We start from the raw sequence: 18202 nt of genomic DNA on the forward strand, positions 1-18202 counted from the left end.
AGGAGAAAGCCATGCAAAGAATTGCTTCATTCGTATTCATTTTTGCAACAATTGTTCCTATTATTGGTTGCCAATCAACTTCTCAAAATACACTTGAAAAGAAAGTTGAGGTAAAACTTGAAGCCAAAAACAATTCAAATGCTTCCGGACTTGTGATGATCTCTGAATATGCGAATGGGGAAATTCAAATTACGGGTAAAATTTCTGGTCTCTCCTCAAACTCACTGCATGGTTTTCATTTTCATGAGAATGGAGACTGCTCAGACAATGAGGCTTTAAAGGCAGGAGCTCATTTTAATCCAGATAAAAATCATATTCATGGAAAATCTATTGCAAATACTGAATATGGCAAACAGCATGCTGGTGATCTAGGCAATATTCTTGCAGATAAGAATGGTGAAGCCAAAATTGACATTCTGATAAAAGCCCCTGCTCTTACCTTAAATGATGAAAATAAATATTCACTCTTAAATCGATCTTTAGTTGTACATGAAAATAAGGATGATGAAAAATCAGCTCCAGCTGGTAATGCAGGTAAAAGAATTCTTTGTGGTGTTATTAAAAGTTAATCTTATGTCATTTTTATCTGACAAAAATTATAAAATAAACTATCATAGATTTTAAAATAATATGATAGGATATAAAATGTTGAATATCCCTGAAAAAAAAGAGCTTCATAATTTTTCATACTTAAATAAAACGCAGATTGATTTGGATTTAAATCGAGAATGGCTTATAACAAATGGCTTAGGTAGCTACGCTTCTGGCACACTTTCTGGCACCTTAACTAGACGTTACCATGGACTTTTTGTAGTTGCGCAAACTCCTCCTTTGGGTCGAATTCTATTTGTCAGTAAAATAGAAGAAGAAATTATTTTTTCAAATAAAAAATTTTTATTAAGTTCAAACAAATGGGGTGGCAGTGAAAATATTTTTCCAAATGGTTATCTGCATATTAATAGTTTTTATTTAGATGAAGACATTCCTACTTGGCTTTATCAATGCGAAGATGTTCTTTTAGAAAAGAAAATTTTTTTCGAACATGAAAAAAACTCGATCTATATCACTTATAAGATACTAAGTGACAACACCCCCAATGATTTAAAAATTATTTGTAAAGTATTTGTTAATAATCGTGATTTTCATGGATTAAATCGCGAGATAAATGTTTTCTCAAAGATTGAAGATAAAAGTATACGATTTTTAAATAAAAATGGTAATCTTTTATTTTCGGCTTATACAAATTTTAGCAATTCTTCTGTTGATGATACTATATATTATAATTATTTACTCGAAGAAGAAAGACAAAGAGGATTTTCGTTTGTAGAAAATCATAAATGTGCCGCCATTTTTTCTGAAAACATATCTAAATTTAATGATAATTTACAGATTATCATTAGCACAGAAAAAGATGTAGATAAAAACTGGAAAAATGTTCTACAAAAATTAAGGAATAAAAATAGAGAAAATTTATTTAAATTTTCTCAAAATAATTATACACCACATTGGATTAGGCAAATTCATTATGCAGCTCATCATTTTATCGTAAGACGAGAAAGTAAAACTGATAAAAATGCAAAAAGTATTCTTGCAGGTTATCACTGGTTTGGTGACTGGGGGAGAGATACATTTATCAGCTTAAACGGCATTTGCTGCGCAACAGGCCAGTATTCGACTGCAAAATCAATATTGGAAAATTATGCTAAATATATAGATGCTGGAATGATTCCAAATCGATTTCCAGATTATGGTGAAAATCCTGATTATAATACAGCAGATGCTTCTCTTTGGTACATTGAAGCTGTTGCAAACTACTTAAAACACACTCAAGATTTGGATTTTTTAAAGAGTATTTTTTCGACACTTGAAGAAATAATTGAATCCTATTTTTATGGCACTCGCTATAATATTAAATGCGATTTAAAAGATGGTCTTATCTATGCTGGAGAAGAAAATTTACAATTGACGTGGATGGATGCAAAAGCAGATGGAATTGTTTTTACCCCCAGAATTGGTAAACCAATTGAAATAAATGCACTCTGGTACAATGCTTTAAAAAATATGAATCAATACGCTTTACTTCTCTGTAAAGAGAATAATTTTTATTCTGAATTAATTAGGCAAGTTGAAAATAATTTTAATAAATATTGGAATGAAGACTTTCAATACTGCTTCGACGTAATTGATGGCCCCAATGGAAATGATATAAGTCTCAGACCAAATCAATTGATTGCTTTATCACTCAAATATTGTCCTCTAGAATATAAGCAAAAAAAATGTATTATTGATATTTGTGGAAAAGAATTAGTTACTTATTTTGGAGTACGTAGCTTAGCAAAAAGTTCAAATCAATATAAAGGCCGCTGCTATGGTAATTACTTTGCTCGCGATTCGGCATATCATCAAGGAACTGCTTGGAGTTGGTTGTTAGGAGTTTATGCAATTGCTTATTTCAAGCAAACCCAAAATGCATCGGTTGCTATTAGCTTTTTAGAGCCCCTAGGAAAGCATATAAATGAATATGGAATCGGCTTTATCAGCGAAATTTTTGATGGTGATGCACCCTTCATAGCAAGAGGATGTATTGCGCAAGCATGGAGTATTGCTGAGACTTTGAGAGCGTGGAAATTTCTCTCATCTAAATTAGATCCGCTTAAATTAGAAAATCCTCTTATATAAAAAAACAGATAACTCTGCCTAAAAGGCTAATAATTTCTTACTAAAAACACTCAGAACTTTTATGCTGTTTTTTTAAAATCCAAATTGTTTATCTTTTTGACGATAAATAAAAAATGCATAAAATAACTTTTCTTTTCAAAAAAAATAAATTCTTGATAATGTATTTTTTTTTAGATAATATAGCTCAAAAGTCTAAAGGATAAATTTATGAAAAATTTAATGCCTGGATTAAGAAAATTCACTGAAAATATTTTTCCAGAACAAAAAGATCTCTTTGAAACTTTATCGCAAGGTCAAAAACCTCATACTCTCCTGATTACTTGTTCTGATTCAAGAATTGATCCCAATTTATTAACACAAACACAACCTGGGGAACTGTTTGTCATCCGCAATGCAGGAAATATCATTCCTCCATTTGGAGCATCTGGTGGAGGAGAGGAAGCTTCTATAGAGTTTGCAATCGATGGTTTAAAAATAAGTAATATTGTAATATGTGGTCACTCGCACTGTGGTGCGATGGCAGCACTTATGGACAAAGTTGATTTAGAAACACTTCCTTCTGTAAAACACTGGCTAAGACATGCTCAAACCACTAAAAAAAGAATTTTAGCTTGCAGCAAAAATAATGAAATTAATTTAATGAATGTCATAGAAGAAAATATATTAACTCAGACGGACAATTTGAAAACGCATCCTTCAGTTTCTTGTGCTCTGAGACAAAATAAAATTAGACTTTATGGATGGGTTTATCAATTTGAAACCGGTGAAGTAAATATTTATGATCACAAACAAAAGTGCTTTGTAAAATCTGTTGCTGTAAAGGAAGAGGTTCTCAATGAACCAAGTAGATTTGAATTATGAAAAGTATAACTTTATAAATCAACACGAAAAAAAATCTTTTTTTAAAACAGCTTTAACATGGAATGGCTCCGTTACTCCTGTTGTAATTCATAGAGTCGCTTTATTAATGCTTTATGCATATATAGCAAGTTCTGTAGAAAAGTTGTTTCCAATTTCTACATTTCCTATTAGCCCTTTTCAATACACCGGTTTTGCATTAGGTGTTTTGCTTGTTTTAAGAATAAATGCAGGTCTTGATCGTTGGTGGGAAGCGAGAAAACTTTGGGGAAATATTGTTAATCAATCAAGAAATTTAGCCATAATAATAAAAGTTCATTGTAAAAATGAGGAAGATAAAAAGATAATTTTAAATTATATTGCAGCTTGGCCCTATGTTATTATGAACAGTTTAAGAAATGATTTGAGTACAACAAAAATCAATAAATTCTTAACTCAAGAAGATTTATTACAAATAAGTCAACATCCTCACAGACCTTCATTTATTGCTTTTAAATTAGATGAATTCTTTCAAAAAACACTAAGTCATGAAATTAACTCATATATACATCATCTTTTGCAAAATGAGCGATTATTATTACTTAATTCAGTTGGTGCATGTGAACGGATTGCATCCACTCCCATCCCATTTGTTTTAGCTATTAAGATTAGAAGATTTATATTAATGTTTATTCTTTTACTCCCCTTTTGCATGAACGATAAAACAAATATGTATTCAGCAATTATTGTAGGTCTAGTATCATATCCATTATTATCGCTTGATGAAATAGGTGTTCATTTGCAAAACCCATTTTCATTGAAAAGTTTAAGTTGTTTACCTTTAGAAACTATTTGTGACAAGATTTATTTAAATATTTCTGAAATCGAATATGTAGAAAATCAATTTTAAAGATAGTATCTTTCTTATCTTTTCTAAAAGAAATAACCACTTATATTCTTGCACAAAGGAAAAAGACCATACGTTGAAATTGAAAAATTATTATCGATCTATTTATTTATATTGCTTTCGTACTTTTTAAATTTACTGACATTATTTATATAATATTTATACAACTCATCGAATTTATTCTTACTTTCATTTGTATTACTGAGTCTATCAAACTCATCAATAAAATCTTTTGCGTAAGGTAAGTTTTTTCTTATATGCAAGAAATATTCATATTTTTGTACAATAAATGATGCATCTATGAATCCAATATCTGCTCTTTTTTTCTGAGAGACAAGCATATCAATTATGGATCGATCTGCTAAGATTACATCACCTCTTCCATTTAATAATTTTTTAAAACATGCTTCAATACTTGCTGAGAAATCAATATCAAATCCATCCTTCTTTGGATAATAGAGATCTGATAAACTATTCCCAATGTAATCATTTATTGTAAATTTTTTTAAATCATTCTTCGATTTAATTTGCTTAATCAGATTTTTATTTTTGTTATTTTTTGAATAGACTAATAGAAGGCGGTCAGTGAAAATAGGATTTTTATTATGATAAAGAAACAAATTGCGTTTTTCGTTCACTAATGTAATATGTCCATCATATTGATTTTTTCTGACAAAATCTTGCGCTCTTTCCCATGGAAAACTATATGAAGTGACATTATATTTATTTGAATTATGAAACACATATTCCAAATAATCTACAAAAATTCCCTTAGTTATATTTTCATCCGAGAAAGAAAATGGGTAGAAATTATCAAAATAAGCCATTTTAACATTGACTTTAGACATTGAAATGCAATTAAAATTTATAAAAAAAAGTATTATGAAAATAATATTTTTCGTTTGTCTCATATTTTTCACCATATCTTCTGAAGGGTCATATTTTAATTCGAACTTACCATTTACTATAATTGTACCTATTTTTATTTAAAATACTATATGTATAAATCGAGATAATATCATGCGTGCATTATATGAAAAAACATTTTCTTAGAGTGTACTTTTGGGAATTTTCACAGATTTTAATTTGATCCAAACAAAATAGCGGCTCTGTCTTAATCCACTGAATAGCCAATTGCCATACCAGAACTCAAATGTTCAGCAATATGACAATGTGACATCCATTTTCCGACATTTGATGCTTCTAACAAGATTTCAACAGTATGACCTGTTTTGACCAAGACTGTATCTTTCCAAGCCAAATTATTATTCTTCACTTTATTGTCTGTTAAAACTAAAAAACGTTGTCCATGAAAATGAATAGGATGCTGCATAGGATGTTTTGATTTAGGATCATTAAAAATTATAATTTTATAATAATTCCCTTTTTTAAATTTCCAAAAAACATCCATATTTTTTTTATTTGTTTCTTTATCAATTAATAACCATTCCACATCTTGTGATGTCATGTGTTCATTCATTTTAGGCATATTATCTTCCCACTCTATTTCAGGAGGTTTTCCATGCTGAGAATGATCCATTTTCATATTTACTGATATGATTAGATTTTTATCAACTTTTTTATTGAAATGCTTAGATAATTTCTGCATTTCACTTTTTTGTATCTTATCCTCTTGCAAAACCATAAAATCATCAATAAATGATTTTTCGAGTTTTCCTTCAGAGACTTCTATTAGTCCTAATTGTGTTTTTGATTCAGAATTGGAATTAAGAATTTTATAAATACCTTTATTTTTAAAATATACATCTACAATATAGCGTTCTGAGGGAGCAATGATTAAACTTTCAATCCATTCTTGCTTTTCAAAAGGACTCATATCCGCTGCAATCAACTTTATTTTAGCTCCAGGAATATTGAAATTGAATGTTCGTGTATTTGCAGAATTTGTTATAAAAAACCGTATTATCTCTCCCTGAGTGACTTTCTCTTTATAATTTTCGACACCATTTATCAGCATTATATTGCCAAAACGCCCCATAGCTGCATAGTTTGCATAACCTTTAAAATAAGAGTTTTCCGCATCAGTTAATAAAATATCATCCAAAATGATTGGTACCATTTTATTTACAGGAATAATTGCATTTTTTTTATCAGAACTAACAAGATAGTTCCCATATAGACCCATGTCTTGCGCATAATCTTCTCGAATATGTGGATGATAAAAAAACACTCCAGTATCTGGGAAATACAATTCATACTCGAAAGTTTCTCCTGGTTTAACAGGTGCTTTTTGCCCTAACCCAACAGTGCCATCAAATAAATAATTTAAGCGTAAACCATGTGAGTGTAATGTTTGATCCACTTCAGTTTGATTGATAAATTTAATCTTTACCTTAGATCCTTTCTGCACCTCAATTATCGGCCCAGGAATAGATCCATTATACGCAAATCGCTTAACTATTTTACCATTTATATTTTGTTTAACTTGCTTAGCAATCAAAGTATAGTTTTGCCCATTTGATAGTTTTATCACTTGCGCATTTTTAACAAATGGAAGCCCTATGGTCGCATTTGAAAAAACTTCATCTTTCTTCACTAAGTTTAAATTATAATTATGATTCATATTTTCCATTTGTGAAAAGGCTAAAAACTCAGTAAACAGACCCAACAGCAATACGATAAATTTGTAAGTTTGCATTTGTTGCTCTTCCACAATTATGATTTAAAATTCAAGCATATAAAACAAAAATTATGAACATAAAGAATACTTATATCACTATCATTAAACTATACTAGGGAATTAATTATATACCCACCATCAACAAATAAGCATTCCCCAGTTATATAGCTTGATGCATTCGATGAAAACAAAAAGATCGCACCATCAAGTTCCTCGTATTCCCCTTTACGCCCGAGAGGAATTGTTCTTGCAAGAAATTCTTTCCCTGATTCTGATTTAACAAAATTGGAATTTATATCTGTTTCAAAAAAACCTGGAGCAATGGAATTCACTCGGATGTTATACTGTGCATATTCGCCCGCAAGTTTTTCAGTCAAGCCAATAACTGCTGATTTTGAGATACCATAAATAGGATTACCTGATCTTGCACGATTTGCCGCTGTCGAAGAGATATTTATAATACTTCCCTTGATTGAGAATTTTTGCATATATTTTGCTGTGATATTAGAAATATGCCACATTGATTTTAGGTTTGTATCTATTACGTCATCCCAGTCTTTGAGGGTGAGATCAAGAACGGGGCGTTTTACTTTCGTTGTCGTTCCAGCATTGTTTATAAGGACATCTATTCCTTCTAATTGCGAATAGAGTTGTGTTAATTTTTTCTCTGCGCCGTTGAAATCTGTCACATCCAAAACAAGCGCTTGGACACTTCCTTTTTTATTTTTAATTTCTTGGACAAGGTCATTTAACAATTCTTCTCTCCGAGCACAAGCAATAATATGCGCTCCAGCTTCTGCCAAGATTTGAGCATAATGTTTGCCAAGACCTGCTGACGCACCTGTAATAAGTATTTTTTTATTTTTCACTGAAAAAAGTTTATTCTGCATTAAAGAACCTTTTAATTTAATATTTTTTAGTAATTTATTGAAATTTATTAAAAATAATTTTCAATAGGCATTGAAAACAATACCATTTTTAAGAATTATTGCAAATGCTTTAAGCGTTTAGCTCAAAATTCCAGCTATATGGTAAGATCTTCTATTTATAAATTAGAATAAGAACCAATTCTTGGTTTCTATTCATTGAAACCGGCTATAGCATGTATAAGTGTAATAGAAGTGCCACAAGTTTCCTAAAAGGTAACAAAAATTCTTAAGGTTTTTATCAAATTGGAAAAATTATTCTCCTTCGTTGAAAAATTTTGTCAAAATTATTTTTAAAATTCTTTACTGCTACTTTGATAACTTTGTAATGAACTGCTCCAACCAAATTACTGCTTAATTATGGATTGAGTTTCGTGATTCAGAACGCTTGACAGCGTTCCTCTGCACAGAGCCGGTCCCCGGCATCTTGTTTCAATTTTTTCGTCTATTTTTAAAGTACCCAGTGCAAATTTAAGCATAACAAGTGCACTATTTACATCACGAGATATTGAAAATCTACAAATTTGGAAGATACGCCCCTGTTAATTCATCAATTTTTGCCTTAGGTGCTTTTGTTATATTTTTAATTGACAGTTTTTCAGTGATAATTCTTTTTGAGCTTTCAACAATTTTACAGGAAGTTTTATGTATGAAACCAAGGCGTTTATTTGCTACTTTTTTATGAATACGAGAAAGGCTAATTTTGACTTTTTTTCTATTGTTTGATCTTAATTTTTTTCTTGAAAGTTTTTGTTGAACTTTTTCAATTTTTTCTGATGCTGTTCTTGAGAAACGAGGGTTTTCAACTGCACTTATTTGCTGCGCTTCATTTGCTATGGTTAAAAAAGTTGTTACTCGCCAGTCTAATGCATGGATATGTTCGCCAGAATTTCTTTCTGGCACACATTGATATGTTACAGAAATAATCCAGTCTTCACCTTTTTTAAGAACTTCCATTGTTTTTGGGGTACCGCCATTTCTTGACATTCCTCGAATTTGAATTTTGCCCACTCCAGAAATGCGTACAGTACCGCCACGTGTTTTTTACACGGGAGAAAAAAGCTTTGTATGCTTTATCCAAACGTTTTGCTGTTTCTTGTAAACACTGTGCATTTATATTTTTAAATTCTTCAATTTCTTTTCTTAAAAATGTAATTTGTTTGCATTGCTCAGCATAAGAGAGACTTTTTTGTATTCCTTTCCATGCATAAATTCTTTGTTCAAGAAGCGCATTGTACAATTTTCGGTGATTATTGAACATATTTTCAAGCAACAGCTTTTGTGCCTTACTTGGATACAGCTTATAATTCACTTTTCTATTGACAACGTCTTGCATGTATTTCATCCTTACCCACAGTACATTTATTATTGTACTTCGTTCGGAGTAAAAATTCAAGATTTTAAGAAGCTACATCATTGTGTTTATAATTTAAAATATCATTTAGTTCTTGTCACAAAATATCGCAGAAAATGTATTACAGATCCTATCATAATACGTTTGAAAGAAATTTTTATAGAGCTTTGTCTAAAATGGGAATGCAATTTAATTGAATTTAATGGTGAGCCTGATCACATACATTTGCTTCTTGAACTGAAGCCAAAAATTACACTTTCAGCATTTATTAATAACCTGAAAACGGTATCTAGTCGTTACATTAGAAAAGAATTTTCTAATCATCTTTCAAAATTTTATTATAAAAATCCTATTTTTTGGAGTCGATCTTATTGTATTTTAACTTGCGGAGGTGCTCCTCTTTCTGTTATTAAACAATATATTGAACAACAAGCTGGCGTGGATTAATGGAACAATATCGCCGTTATCGCACTCAATTTCCGCGCGGCAAAGCCGTGCTCAGTTGGCGCTGATAACAGGCTCACAATACTTGGACTTCGTTGTTACCACAACTCGTCCAATTCAGCTCCATCTAATCCTTATGCTGCGCAAGCGGTTATAGATGGAGCACTGCGCTTGTTTCCGGTAGAAAACTTTTCTCACCTTGATTATTTATCAAAAATTGAATATGAAATATATTTTGAAACTTAGTATTTATCCCCCATAATTTCAAATTCAAGGGATGCATAAAATAAATGCAATGACTTAAAATTAAAAATGAGATTAGTTATGAAATTTAATATTTATTTTCTAGGTTTAAGGTTAGGAACACACGTCTGATGATCGCAAAAAAAATGGGAATAGCTCTTACAGACGGCCCAGGTAACAAAGAATATTTAATGAAATTAGCCGCAGCTGCTGAAGAGAATGGGTTTGGTCAATGTAATGAAATGGCAGCTTTAGCAGCGAGTAAATTGGCTTTAATTTCTCAAAATTATAAGCTGAATATTTATACATTTCAAATGCCAGACTCTAATCAAGCCATGGTCTTGCTTTCACGGAATACTTATCGAAGTAGTAATTTAATTAATTGGGGAATTGAATTTAACTCTAAGTCAATAGTTGCAGATTTATGGCAAGGAATTTTAGCTCCAAAACAACCAGAATTTTTAACTTCATACGCTAAAATAAATCTGTATACAAAATCTAAACCAAGGGCTTATATCCAAACTCAATTCTGGTGATAGATATTTTCCTTAGCTCAATCATAGATTTAACTGATAATCAAATAAGACTTCATCACGTGTCATAATAAGTTAACTAGTTTATATCTAAATTTTCACGTCAAAAAATTTTAGCATTCTCTTAAATTATGAATCTCCTAATTCTTGCTTCTTTAATATAAAAAACAAGTAAATCAATTTTTTATTAGAATTTTTAAATTTTATATTGATTTTTTTTAGATTTTTATCAAAAATAATTTTTATTAATTTATAAAATGAATTGTAGTAATTTTATAAATTTTATTTTGTTTAAAATTTTACTATACTAAAAGATACTTCATAATGCCTCAAAAATCATCAGGAGTTACATTTGCCGCAATGCATTTAATTTTAGGTGGAATATTATATATAAATAATAGAAATAAAAACTTAAAATTTCCTAGGGTTTTACTGGCAAATAATATTTTGAAATATAAAACCATTGAATTAAATAATGATTGGGATTATACAAATTATGACATTGCAGATTTATTTTTTAAAAAATTAAACTCAAAAATTTTTATTGAGCCAAATATTGAATATGATGAGAATGATATAATATTGAGGAAAAGAATCAGAATTAATTTACGCCCAGAAAGTAAGGAAAATAGAATAAGCCCTGACTTGAGAGACTTTAGTAAAAAAAATGTTTTCATGGCATTTTATTCAACATGCGATAATGATTTTGACGAAGTAGTATTAAAAAATGTAGATAGGCCATTGTCTGATACATCTAAAAAATTTAGAACACAAACAAATAATATTCAATATTTTGGAGAAATATCTCCAACTAATAAAAATCCTAATCGTTTTATTTCTAATGCAGAACATTTTATGATGCACGTAGAATGCCTTGCATTCGCCCAAAATGCTACTGTTCTGGGTGGAGAGGTTCACTCCCAAAGTGTTTATCTTAGAGGCAAACAAGCCGCTTCATGTTGCCCTATGTGTTATTTATATTTAATGTCTAGTTCAACTGCTGCAAATGTCGAATATTTTCACTTAAATAATGTAGGTAGTTGGGCTCTTCCGAGTGCAACCCAAGAATATAAAATCAAACAATCTGTCTCGGAGCAAATGCGGACGAATTTTTCAAATTTATTATATAAAGGGCAATTAGAATTGATGAAAATTAAACCAAATAAAAATAATTTAAAAGCAAATATAAGATCATTAAGTTCATTTGAGAAAAATAGCAATGATCATGTATTTACAATGAGTGAAATTGAAGATGGAATAAATATTTTAAATCAATATGCAAATAATCAACATGGCTTACTCCAAATATGTATCGAAGGAGTCAATTCTCTACCACATCCAATTTGGTTGTATCTTGTTACTATTTTAAAAGCATATTAACAACACTCGTGATTTGGTATCATGATCATAAAATGAAAAAATAAACTCTATAATAAAAAGTTTTTCTAAAAATTAATTTCAGAAGATTTTAAAATCTAAATATGATATGAGAAAATGCATCTATAGTAAATGAGCTTATTGCAAGGGAATTTTATGTCACAAAATATGAATAATTTTATTAATAATAAAAAATCAATAAAAAACTTTGAAAGTAACTATCATATCGAAGGGATGAATTGTGCATCTTGTGTCAACCATGTAGAAAAGTCGCTCAGAAAAATACCAGGTGTTCTAGAAGTGTCCGTTAATCTTGCTAGCGAAAAAGCTCAAATTCAAAGCGAAAAAAAAATTTCAAGTGCTACTATTAAAGCTGCAGTTGAGAAAGCTGGGTATAAAGCTATCCCAATTTTAGAAGAAGAACAAAAGGATTCTTTAATGCCGCCAAAGCAAAAGGACGGTAAATGGTTAATTATTTTTTCAGCGCTGCTTTCTTTGCCACTTATTCTACCCATGCTTTTGTTACCTTTTTCTATAGATTTTGCTCTTCCAGTTTGGACTCAAGTCATACTTGCAAGTATTATTCAGTTTTTTATTGGAAGAAAATTTTATATCTCTGCTTGGAAAGCACTTTGGACAAAATCAGCGCATATGGACTTACTTGTTGTTCTTGGAACAAGTTCAGCATATGGGCTTAGCCTATATCAGATTATCAGCCATCCCACTGATGTTTTAAATGGAAAAATTCATTTATATTTTGAAAGCTCAGCAGTCATAATCACTTTAGTACTCTTTGGGAAATGGCTTGAAGGGCGCGCAAAAAGAAAAACAACCTCAGCCATTCGTGCTCTTCAAGAGCTTAAACCAGAAAAGGCTCGGGTGTTTTCCGATGGCAAAGAAGTTGAAGTCTTACTAAGTAATTTAAAATTAAATGATATCGTGGTTATAAAACCTGGGGAAAGAATTCCAGTTGATGGAACAATTATTGAAGGATTTTCTCAGGTAGATGAGTCATTAATAACAGGTGAAAGCTTAGCAATAGATAAGTTAACAGGCGATAAAGTTACTGGTGGTTCACTTAACTACAATGGCTTGATTAAAGTTAAAATAAATGCTCTCGGTGCAGAAAGCACTTTAGCTAGAATCATCCGACTTGTGGAACAAGCACAAATGGCAAAAGCTCCCATTCAAAAACTAGTTGATAAAGTCAGTGCTATTTTTATTCCATTTGTTTTAGCAATTGCAATAATTACTTTTCTTTTATGGGGAATACTTTTGGGTGACTGGCAACAAGCAATTATAAATTCAGTTTCGGTCATGATTATTGCGTGTCCTTGCGCGTTGGGACTTGCCACTCCCACTTCCATTATGGTTGGCACTGGGGCCGCAGCAAAGCATGGAATTTTAATAAAAGATGCAGAAGCTCTTGAAACTGCGCATGCGATTAAAATAGTAGCATTTGACAAAACAGGTACAATTACTGAAGGAAAACCTCAATTAATGGAAATAAATTCAATTGAAATACCTGAAGAAGAATTGCTAGCAATTTCTGCTGCTTTACAATCAGGCAGCGAGCATCCGTATGCAAAAGCAGTTTTATCTGCGGTTCGAGAAAAAAATATTCCAATCCCTAAAGTAACAAATACTCAAGCAATTTCTGGCAGAGGAATTACTGCTACTCTAAATGATAAGCAGTACTACTTAGGCAGTGAACTGCTGGTTAGTGAATTTGCAGTGCAAATTGGTGATGATTCGAGAAATATTGCAAAAAAATACGCCGATATGGGACAAAGTGTATCTTGGCTCTTTGAAAAAAAAGAGCTGTATGCAAAAGTACTTGGTTTCCTCACTTTCAGCGATACGCTTAAAGAAACGACAAAAGAAGCGATTGCGTTTTTACAAGCTCTAGAAATTAAAACCATAATGCTTACGGGCGATCATTTAAGCAGTGCCCAAGTGATCGCAAGAGAAATAAATATAGATGAAGTCTATGCTAACCTTCTGCCAGAAGATAAAGTTGCATGTATAAATAAATTAAAAAACAAGCTTACAAAAGTTGCTATGGTCGGAGATGGAATAAATGATGCCCCTGCCCTAGCAGCTGCTGATATCGGAATTGCTATGTCTTCTGGTACAGATGCAGCTATGCAGGCAGCAGGAATAACTCTCATGAGAGGAAATCCAATCTTAGTTTCTGCTGCAATAGAAATTTCCAATAAAACTTTTAGAAAAATTCAGCAAAACTTATTTTGGGCATTTATTTATAATATAATAGGAATCCCGCTAGCAGCATTGGGTTTATTAAATCCAATGATAGCGGGCGCAGCAATGGCTTTTAGCAGCGTATGTGTTGTTTCCAATTCTTTGTTGTTAAGAAATTGGCGGCCAAGAAAGTAAAATAATTTTTAATCTAACTTATAAACACGTTCTCCATTTTCAAGTTTAAATGTGAATTTCTCTGTATTTATTGCGCCATAACTATAAAAATTAACATTTATATTTCCAACAGTATCCTTGTTTATTGTGATATTTGATTTTTCAAAATCCTTAAGCATATCAATTAATTCAATATTTTCTTGCTTATTCATTTTCATAAGTAGATCTTTAAAATCATGATATTTATTTAATTCAGAACCAGGAATTTTTTCCAACTCAGTGATGAGTTCATCATATGATTCAATAATATTTTTTAATGTTTTATATTTTTCTGTACCTTTTTTAAAATATTTCAGTGCATTTTCGAAATTGCTTTTGCTTGCTTTAAAAGTATCTATTAAATCCTGATCTAATAAAAACTCATATTTTAATCTATTAGGTTGCAAAATGAATTTATATTTTTCAAAAATAGATTGCAACTGTGTGATAATATTTTCACTCAATGATTTAACTGCTTTTAATTCATCTGCACTTAGTTTATTCTCTTCACTCAATTTTTCAATAATTTCTACAGATTTTTTCTTGACAAAATCGCTTAGCTTTAGGGAACTAATTTCAGTTTGAGCTGGCAAAAAGTTAATTTTAGCTGTAAAATATTCATTTTCTATGTCTTTCACACTATATCTACAGTCGTTAAATAATCCACTATTATCAGTATCTACACACGTGAAAGATGATTTTGCAATTACTTCATTTAATTTTGATTCTGGTTTTTTTTCTTCATGTTTTGAACAGGATACGCATACCAAAAGAGGTAATAAAAATTTAGCTGATTTCATTTATATTTCTCCAAATTGTTTGTACGGAAAATCCATTACGGTTTATCAAATATTTCATTAAAAAATAATTGTCAATCATAATTTTTATAATTTAATAAAAAAATTAATTATTAAATGTAGACTTGATATTATTACTTATTTTCTACTTCAACACCTATGGATTCATACCAAAGAGGAATGGGTGATATTATTTTTCTTTTATTTGTGTCAAAAATTGCTAAAGTAAACAAAGCTGTTGAACAGACTTCATTTTTTTCATTTATAATCTCATGATAAATATCTAAAACTTTTCCCCGAATAGCGACACACTGAGTTTGAATTTTTATTTTTTCTCTTAATTTAAGCTCTTTTTGGAATTTAATATTAACCTCTAAAATAACAGGGCCTATCCCTAATTTTTGTATATCTTGCACACCAAAACCATTTTCAGTTATTATCTCCCAACGTGCCTCTTCACAAAGTTGTAAATAAACGGCATTGTTGACATGCCCAAATGTATCTAAATGAAATTCCTTAATAGTAATTGCATAAGTATACTTTTTTGCACTCTTTAATATATCCATTGTTCTTCCTCATCACTTTTTGTTTCGTTTCCATCGATATGAAAATAAATCACATCTTAAAATTTTTCTATAGCAAGAAAATACTTCGCCATAAATAAAACACAGTTCTTTATTGAATTCTTTTTATCTAAATAATACATTCTATAATAGAGAATTTATCTAGCGAAAAGTTATAGGAAGCTCCTTCAATGAATTTATTAAAGCTGATTAAGTTTATTCCGTTCCTATTTCTCTTATACACTCATGAAATTTATTCACAAGATCACCTTTTAATCGAAGGGAATGGACTTTTATTTATTAATCAAGGAATTGGCTTAAATCTTGAATACAAAAACGATAAGCTTTGGTTATCACAAGGAATCGATTTTGAAATATTTGTGCAAAATCCCTACAACAAAAATGCTGTTGTTGCTAAAAGAAACATTTATACGATTGCCCCTAAATTAAGATATTATTTCATAGATAAAGATATAGCAGGTCCATTTATTGGAATTAAAATTTATTTTACTTCCTCTGAAAGTTATATATCAGACGGGTATACATCTTCTGAATACGATATTTTTTACGTCGCCCCAACCCTACAGTTTGGCTATCGGTTTATAGCAAATAACAATTTATCATTTTCTGCTTATATTGGTGGTGGAATAAAATCGAAAGATAATAGATTTCCGTATGATAATATTCCAGCTGCGAAGCAATCTAACAGTGATTGGACAGATGCTCAACGTAAATTGAATTTAAATCTGTCGCAAGTGCTATTTGATTATGGTATCACTGTTGGATATTCTTTTTAATGTGTGTTTGTTTGATTGTGCTCATCAAGAATCATTTTGATATTTGCTTTAGCTTCTTTGCTTGTAAGGATGGATTTTTGAGCAATATACATAATGATAATACTTAATATTCCAACGAGTAAAAAGTCATATCCTTCCGTAATATCACCACTTCCTCCTGCAAACTGACCAAACTTAGCGAGACCACACAGTCCAATCAAATAATATAAAATCCACAATGAATTCTTCCATGTCTTGATATTTTCTTTAAGCTCTCTACGGTAAATAAGTCGTGAAACATAAATAACAAAACCAAGGAGTACTGCAAGAAAAAGCTTACTCATGATTGTCCATCCAGACCAGTAAAGCATTAAATTGCAAAAATAAAAGGCTATAAACGAAACAAAAATATATTTTGGCAAACGAAATGGCCTTGCCAATTTAGGTTCTTGTTTTCTGAGTGCAACAAGACAAATAGGCACAATTGCATAGCCTGCAATCATAGTGGATGAAAGGAAGGAAACCATACTTTGCCATCCGGGGAAGGGTAAAAAGGCGAGCATTCCGAAGGCAAAATTCACCCACAAACTGACTTTTGGGATACCATTTTTGTCAATTTTTTTAATCTGCTCAGGAATATAACCATTTGCACTCAATGCATAAAGCACTCGTGTACTCGAGGCTGCATATACGATTCCCGCCCCCAATGGAGAGACAACTGCATCAATATACAATAACCATGCTACCCAGCTGAAACCCAATACTAAAGCTAAGCCAGCGAGAGGTCCTGCATCACCAGAAAATGTGAGAGCTCCCCAACCATTCGCTAAATTGGCTTCTGGAACTGCGACTAAAAATGAAATTTGTAATAAAATATACAAAAGTGCACCTAGGAAAACTGAACCAATAATAGCTTTTGGAATATTTTTTTGCGGATTTTTAGTTTCCGCTGCCATCATTATACCGATTTGAAAACCATTAAAAGAGAATACAACACCCGCTAAAGAAAGTGCAGATAAAATTCCATGCCAGCCATAAGGTGCAAATCCACCCGCAGATTCTAAATTTAAATTTTTGGTGCCAGATGATGCTAAAAAGAAAATAATAATCGCAATGGCTGGTATAATAAGTTTCCAAATACTAAAATATTTATTAGTGTCGGACATAAATTTTACGCCCTTGGAATTGACATAAACTAAAGCAAGCATAAGAAAGGTTGCAGTAACATAACCGATACCTGTCAGATGATATACTTTATCCTCAACTCGAGTGAGAGAAGGAAAAAAATTGCTCATATATTGAATAGTAGCTTGCACTTCGATAGGTGTGAGCACCAAAAAAGAAAGCCAAGATATCCAGCCTAGAAGAAATCCAGCTAATTTTCCATGTGTAAAAAATGGGTAGTTGGCTATACCACCAGCGATTGGAAATAAAGTTCCTAACTCAGCGAAGGGAAGAGCAATCACAATAATTATAACTGTGGCAATTAGCCAAGTGATGATTGATGCAGGACCAGCAAGTTGGGCAGCATAATGAGAGCTAAATAGCCATCCAGAACCCACCATCGCCCCTATGGAGGCAAACATAACGCCCCCTGCTCCTATCTGTCGCTTAAATTGCATAAATTGTCTCCATTCCAAAAAAACACTAATGTAAAAGCAACATATGACTTAACCTAATTTTCTAAATCTGTCTAATAATGGTGTGACA

The 18202-nt window shown here is 31.2% G+C and carries 17 protein-coding genes; 9 read left to right on the top strand and 8 right to left on the bottom strand.

Annotation, left to right across the window (positions count from 1 at the left end; translation table 11 throughout):
* Positions 1-11 precede the first annotated feature (11 nt).
* The 4 genes from H7355_RS01590 (at position 12) to H7355_RS01605 (ending at position 4426) form a co-directional block, all read left to right on the top strand.
* A complete protein-coding gene (locus tag H7355_RS01590) occupies positions 12-569 on the top strand; it encodes a superoxide dismutase family protein (protein ID WP_186644320.1) in 558 nt (185 codons plus the stop codon).
* Between the two features lie 76 nt (positions 570-645).
* On the top strand, positions 646-2679 hold the full coding sequence (locus H7355_RS01595) for an amylo-alpha-1,6-glucosidase (protein WP_186644321.1): 2034 nt from the start codon (positions 646-648) through the stop codon (positions 2677-2679).
* 207 nt (positions 2680-2886) lie between these two features.
* The gene (locus H7355_RS01600) at positions 2887-3540 is read left to right on the top strand and encodes a carbonic anhydrase (RefSeq protein ID WP_186644322.1); all 654 of its coding nucleotides are present in this window, start codon (positions 2887-2889) and stop codon (positions 3538-3540) included.
* Positions 3515-4426 carry a bestrophin family protein gene (locus H7355_RS01605; RefSeq protein ID WP_186644323.1) on the top strand — a complete coding sequence of 304 codons (912 nt, stop codon included), beginning with the start codon at positions 3515-3517 and terminating at the stop codon, positions 4424-4426. Before H7355_RS01600 ends, H7355_RS01605 begins: the two co-directional genes overlap by 26 nt.
* A gap of 98 nt (positions 4427-4524) precedes the next feature.
* On the opposite strand, the gene H7355_RS01610 is transcribed toward H7355_RS01605, so the two are convergent.
* The 5 genes from H7355_RS01610 to H7355_RS01630 all read right to left on the bottom strand — a co-directional run bounded on the left by H7355_RS01610 (position 4525) and on the right by H7355_RS01630 (position 9326).
* Positions 4525-5334, bottom strand: a complete 810-nt coding sequence (locus H7355_RS01610; RefSeq protein WP_186644324.1) for a substrate-binding periplasmic protein — start codon at positions 5332-5334, stop codon at positions 4525-4527.
* Between the two features lie 203 nt (positions 5335-5537).
* Positions 5538-7082, bottom strand: a complete 1545-nt coding sequence (locus H7355_RS01615; protein ID WP_186644325.1) for a multicopper oxidase family protein — start codon at positions 7080-7082, stop codon at positions 5538-5540.
* A gap of 89 nt (positions 7083-7171) precedes the next feature.
* Complete coding sequence (locus tag H7355_RS01620) at positions 7172-7954, bottom strand: SDR family NAD(P)-dependent oxidoreductase (RefSeq protein WP_186644326.1); 783 nt, start codon at positions 7952-7954, stop codon at positions 7172-7174.
* 552 nt (positions 7955-8506) lie between these two features.
* A complete protein-coding gene (locus tag H7355_RS01625) occupies positions 8507-8977 on the bottom strand; it encodes a transposase (RefSeq protein WP_186644330.1) in 471 nt (156 codons plus the stop codon).
* Positions 8934-9326: a helix-turn-helix domain-containing protein gene (locus tag H7355_RS01630; protein WP_186644344.1), complete on the bottom strand. Its 393-nt coding sequence runs from the start codon at positions 9324-9326 to the stop codon at positions 8934-8936. The genes H7355_RS01625 and H7355_RS01630 overlap by 44 nt, the downstream gene beginning before the upstream one ends.
* Positions 9327-9380: 54 nt before the next feature.
* On the opposite strand from H7355_RS01630, the gene tnpA reads away from it, so the two are divergent.
* The 4 genes from tnpA (at position 9381) to H7355_RS01650 (ending at position 14338) form a co-directional block, all read left to right on the top strand.
* The gene (gene tnpA, locus H7355_RS01635) at positions 9381-9791 is read left to right on the top strand and encodes an IS200/IS605 family transposase (protein ID WP_186645385.1); all 411 of its coding nucleotides are present in this window, start codon (positions 9381-9383) and stop codon (positions 9789-9791) included.
* A 371-nt stretch (positions 9792-10162) separates the two neighbouring features.
* On the top strand, positions 10163-10567 hold the full coding sequence (locus H7355_RS01640; protein WP_186644351.1) for a hypothetical protein: 405 nt from the start codon (positions 10163-10165) through the stop codon (positions 10565-10567).
* Between the two features lie 321 nt (positions 10568-10888).
* Positions 10889-11944, top strand: coding sequence for a hypothetical protein (locus H7355_RS01645; protein WP_186644352.1), 1056 nt, complete (start codon positions 10889-10891; stop codon positions 11942-11944).
* Between the two features lie 153 nt (positions 11945-12097).
* The gene (locus H7355_RS01650) at positions 12098-14338 is read left to right on the top strand and encodes a heavy metal translocating P-type ATPase (RefSeq protein WP_222435632.1); all 2241 of its coding nucleotides are present in this window, start codon (positions 12098-12100) and stop codon (positions 14336-14338) included.
* An 8-nt stretch (positions 14339-14346) separates the two neighbouring features.
* Here the strand turns inward: H7355_RS01650 and H7355_RS01655 are convergent, their stop codons facing one another.
* Both H7355_RS01655 and H7355_RS01660 read right to left on the bottom strand, forming a co-directional pair.
* Entirely contained in the window at positions 14347-15156 is an 810-nt protein-coding gene (locus tag H7355_RS01655) for a hypothetical protein (RefSeq protein WP_186644353.1), read from the bottom strand.
* A gap of 131 nt (positions 15157-15287) precedes the next feature.
* Positions 15288-15719: an acyl-CoA thioesterase gene (locus tag H7355_RS01660; RefSeq protein WP_186644354.1), complete on the bottom strand. Its 432-nt coding sequence runs from the start codon at positions 15717-15719 to the stop codon at positions 15288-15290.
* A gap of 188 nt (positions 15720-15907) precedes the next feature.
* On the opposite strand from H7355_RS01660, the gene H7355_RS01665 reads away from it, so the two are divergent.
* A complete protein-coding gene (locus H7355_RS01665; RefSeq protein ID WP_186644355.1) occupies positions 15908-16513 on the top strand; it encodes a DUF3575 domain-containing protein in 606 nt (201 codons plus the stop codon).
* Here H7355_RS01665 and H7355_RS01670 read toward each other — a convergent pair.
* Complete coding sequence (locus H7355_RS01670) at positions 16510-18114, bottom strand: APC family permease (RefSeq protein WP_186644356.1); 1605 nt, start codon at positions 18112-18114, stop codon at positions 16510-16512. The genes H7355_RS01665 and H7355_RS01670 overlap by 4 nt on opposite strands.
* Positions 18115-18202 lie beyond the last annotated feature (88 nt).

The sequence above is a fragment of the Fluviispira vulneris genome, assembly GCF_014281055.1.
Taxonomy (GTDB): Bacteria; Bdellovibrionota_B; Oligoflexia; order Silvanigrellales; family Silvanigrellaceae; genus Silvanigrella; species Silvanigrella vulneris.

Bases quoted from the DNA above. Each gene is read 5' to 3' on its own strand.
- H7355_RS01640 (WP_186644351.1), top strand. From the start codon at position 10,163: ATGATCGCAAAAAAAATGGGAATAGCTCTTACAGACGGCCCAGGTAAC.
- H7355_RS01650 (WP_222435632.1), top strand. From the start codon at position 12,098: ATGTCACAAAATATGAATAATTTTATTAATAATAAAAAATCAATAAAA.
- H7355_RS01605 (WP_186644323.1), top strand. From the start codon at position 3,515: ATGAACCAAGTAGATTTGAATTATGAAAAGTATAACTTTATAAATCAA.
- H7355_RS01610 (WP_186644324.1), bottom strand. From the start codon at position 5,334: ATGAGACAAACGAAAAATATTATTTTCATAATACTTTTTTTTATAAAT.
- H7355_RS01620 (WP_186644326.1), bottom strand. From the start codon at position 7,954: ATGCAGAATAAACTTTTTTCAGTGAAAAATAAAAAAATACTTATTACA.
- H7355_RS01595 (WP_186644321.1), top strand. From the start codon at position 646: ATGTTGAATATCCCTGAAAAAAAAGAGCTTCATAATTTTTCATACTTA.
- H7355_RS01600 (WP_186644322.1), top strand. From the start codon at position 2,887: ATGAAAAATTTAATGCCTGGATTAAGAAAATTCACTGAAAATATTTTT.
- H7355_RS01590 (WP_186644320.1), top strand. From the start codon at position 12: ATGCAAAGAATTGCTTCATTCGTATTCATTTTTGCAACAATTGTTCCT.
- H7355_RS01665 (WP_186644355.1), top strand. From the start codon at position 15,908: ATGAATTTATTAAAGCTGATTAAGTTTATTCCGTTCCTATTTCTCTTA.
- H7355_RS01625 (WP_186644330.1), bottom strand. From the start codon at position 8,977: ATGTCAAGAAATGGCGGTACCCCAAAAACAATGGAAGTTCTTAAAAAA.
- H7355_RS01670 (WP_186644356.1), bottom strand. From the start codon at position 18,114: ATGCAATTTAAGCGACAGATAGGAGCAGGGGGCGTTATGTTTGCCTCC.
- H7355_RS01645 (WP_186644352.1), top strand. From the start codon at position 10,889: ATGCCTCAAAAATCATCAGGAGTTACATTTGCCGCAATGCATTTAATT.
- H7355_RS01655 (WP_186644353.1), bottom strand. From the start codon at position 15,156: ATGAAATCAGCTAAATTTTTATTACCTCTTTTGGTATGCGTATCCTGT.
- H7355_RS01630 (WP_186644344.1), bottom strand. From the start codon at position 9,326: ATGCAAGACGTTGTCAATAGAAAAGTGAATTATAAGCTGTATCCAAGT.
- H7355_RS01660 (WP_186644354.1), bottom strand. From the start codon at position 15,719: ATGGATATATTAAAGAGTGCAAAAAAGTATACTTATGCAATTACTATT.
- H7355_RS01615 (WP_186644325.1), bottom strand. From the start codon at position 7,082: ATGCAAACTTACAAATTTATCGTATTGCTGTTGGGTCTGTTTACTGAG.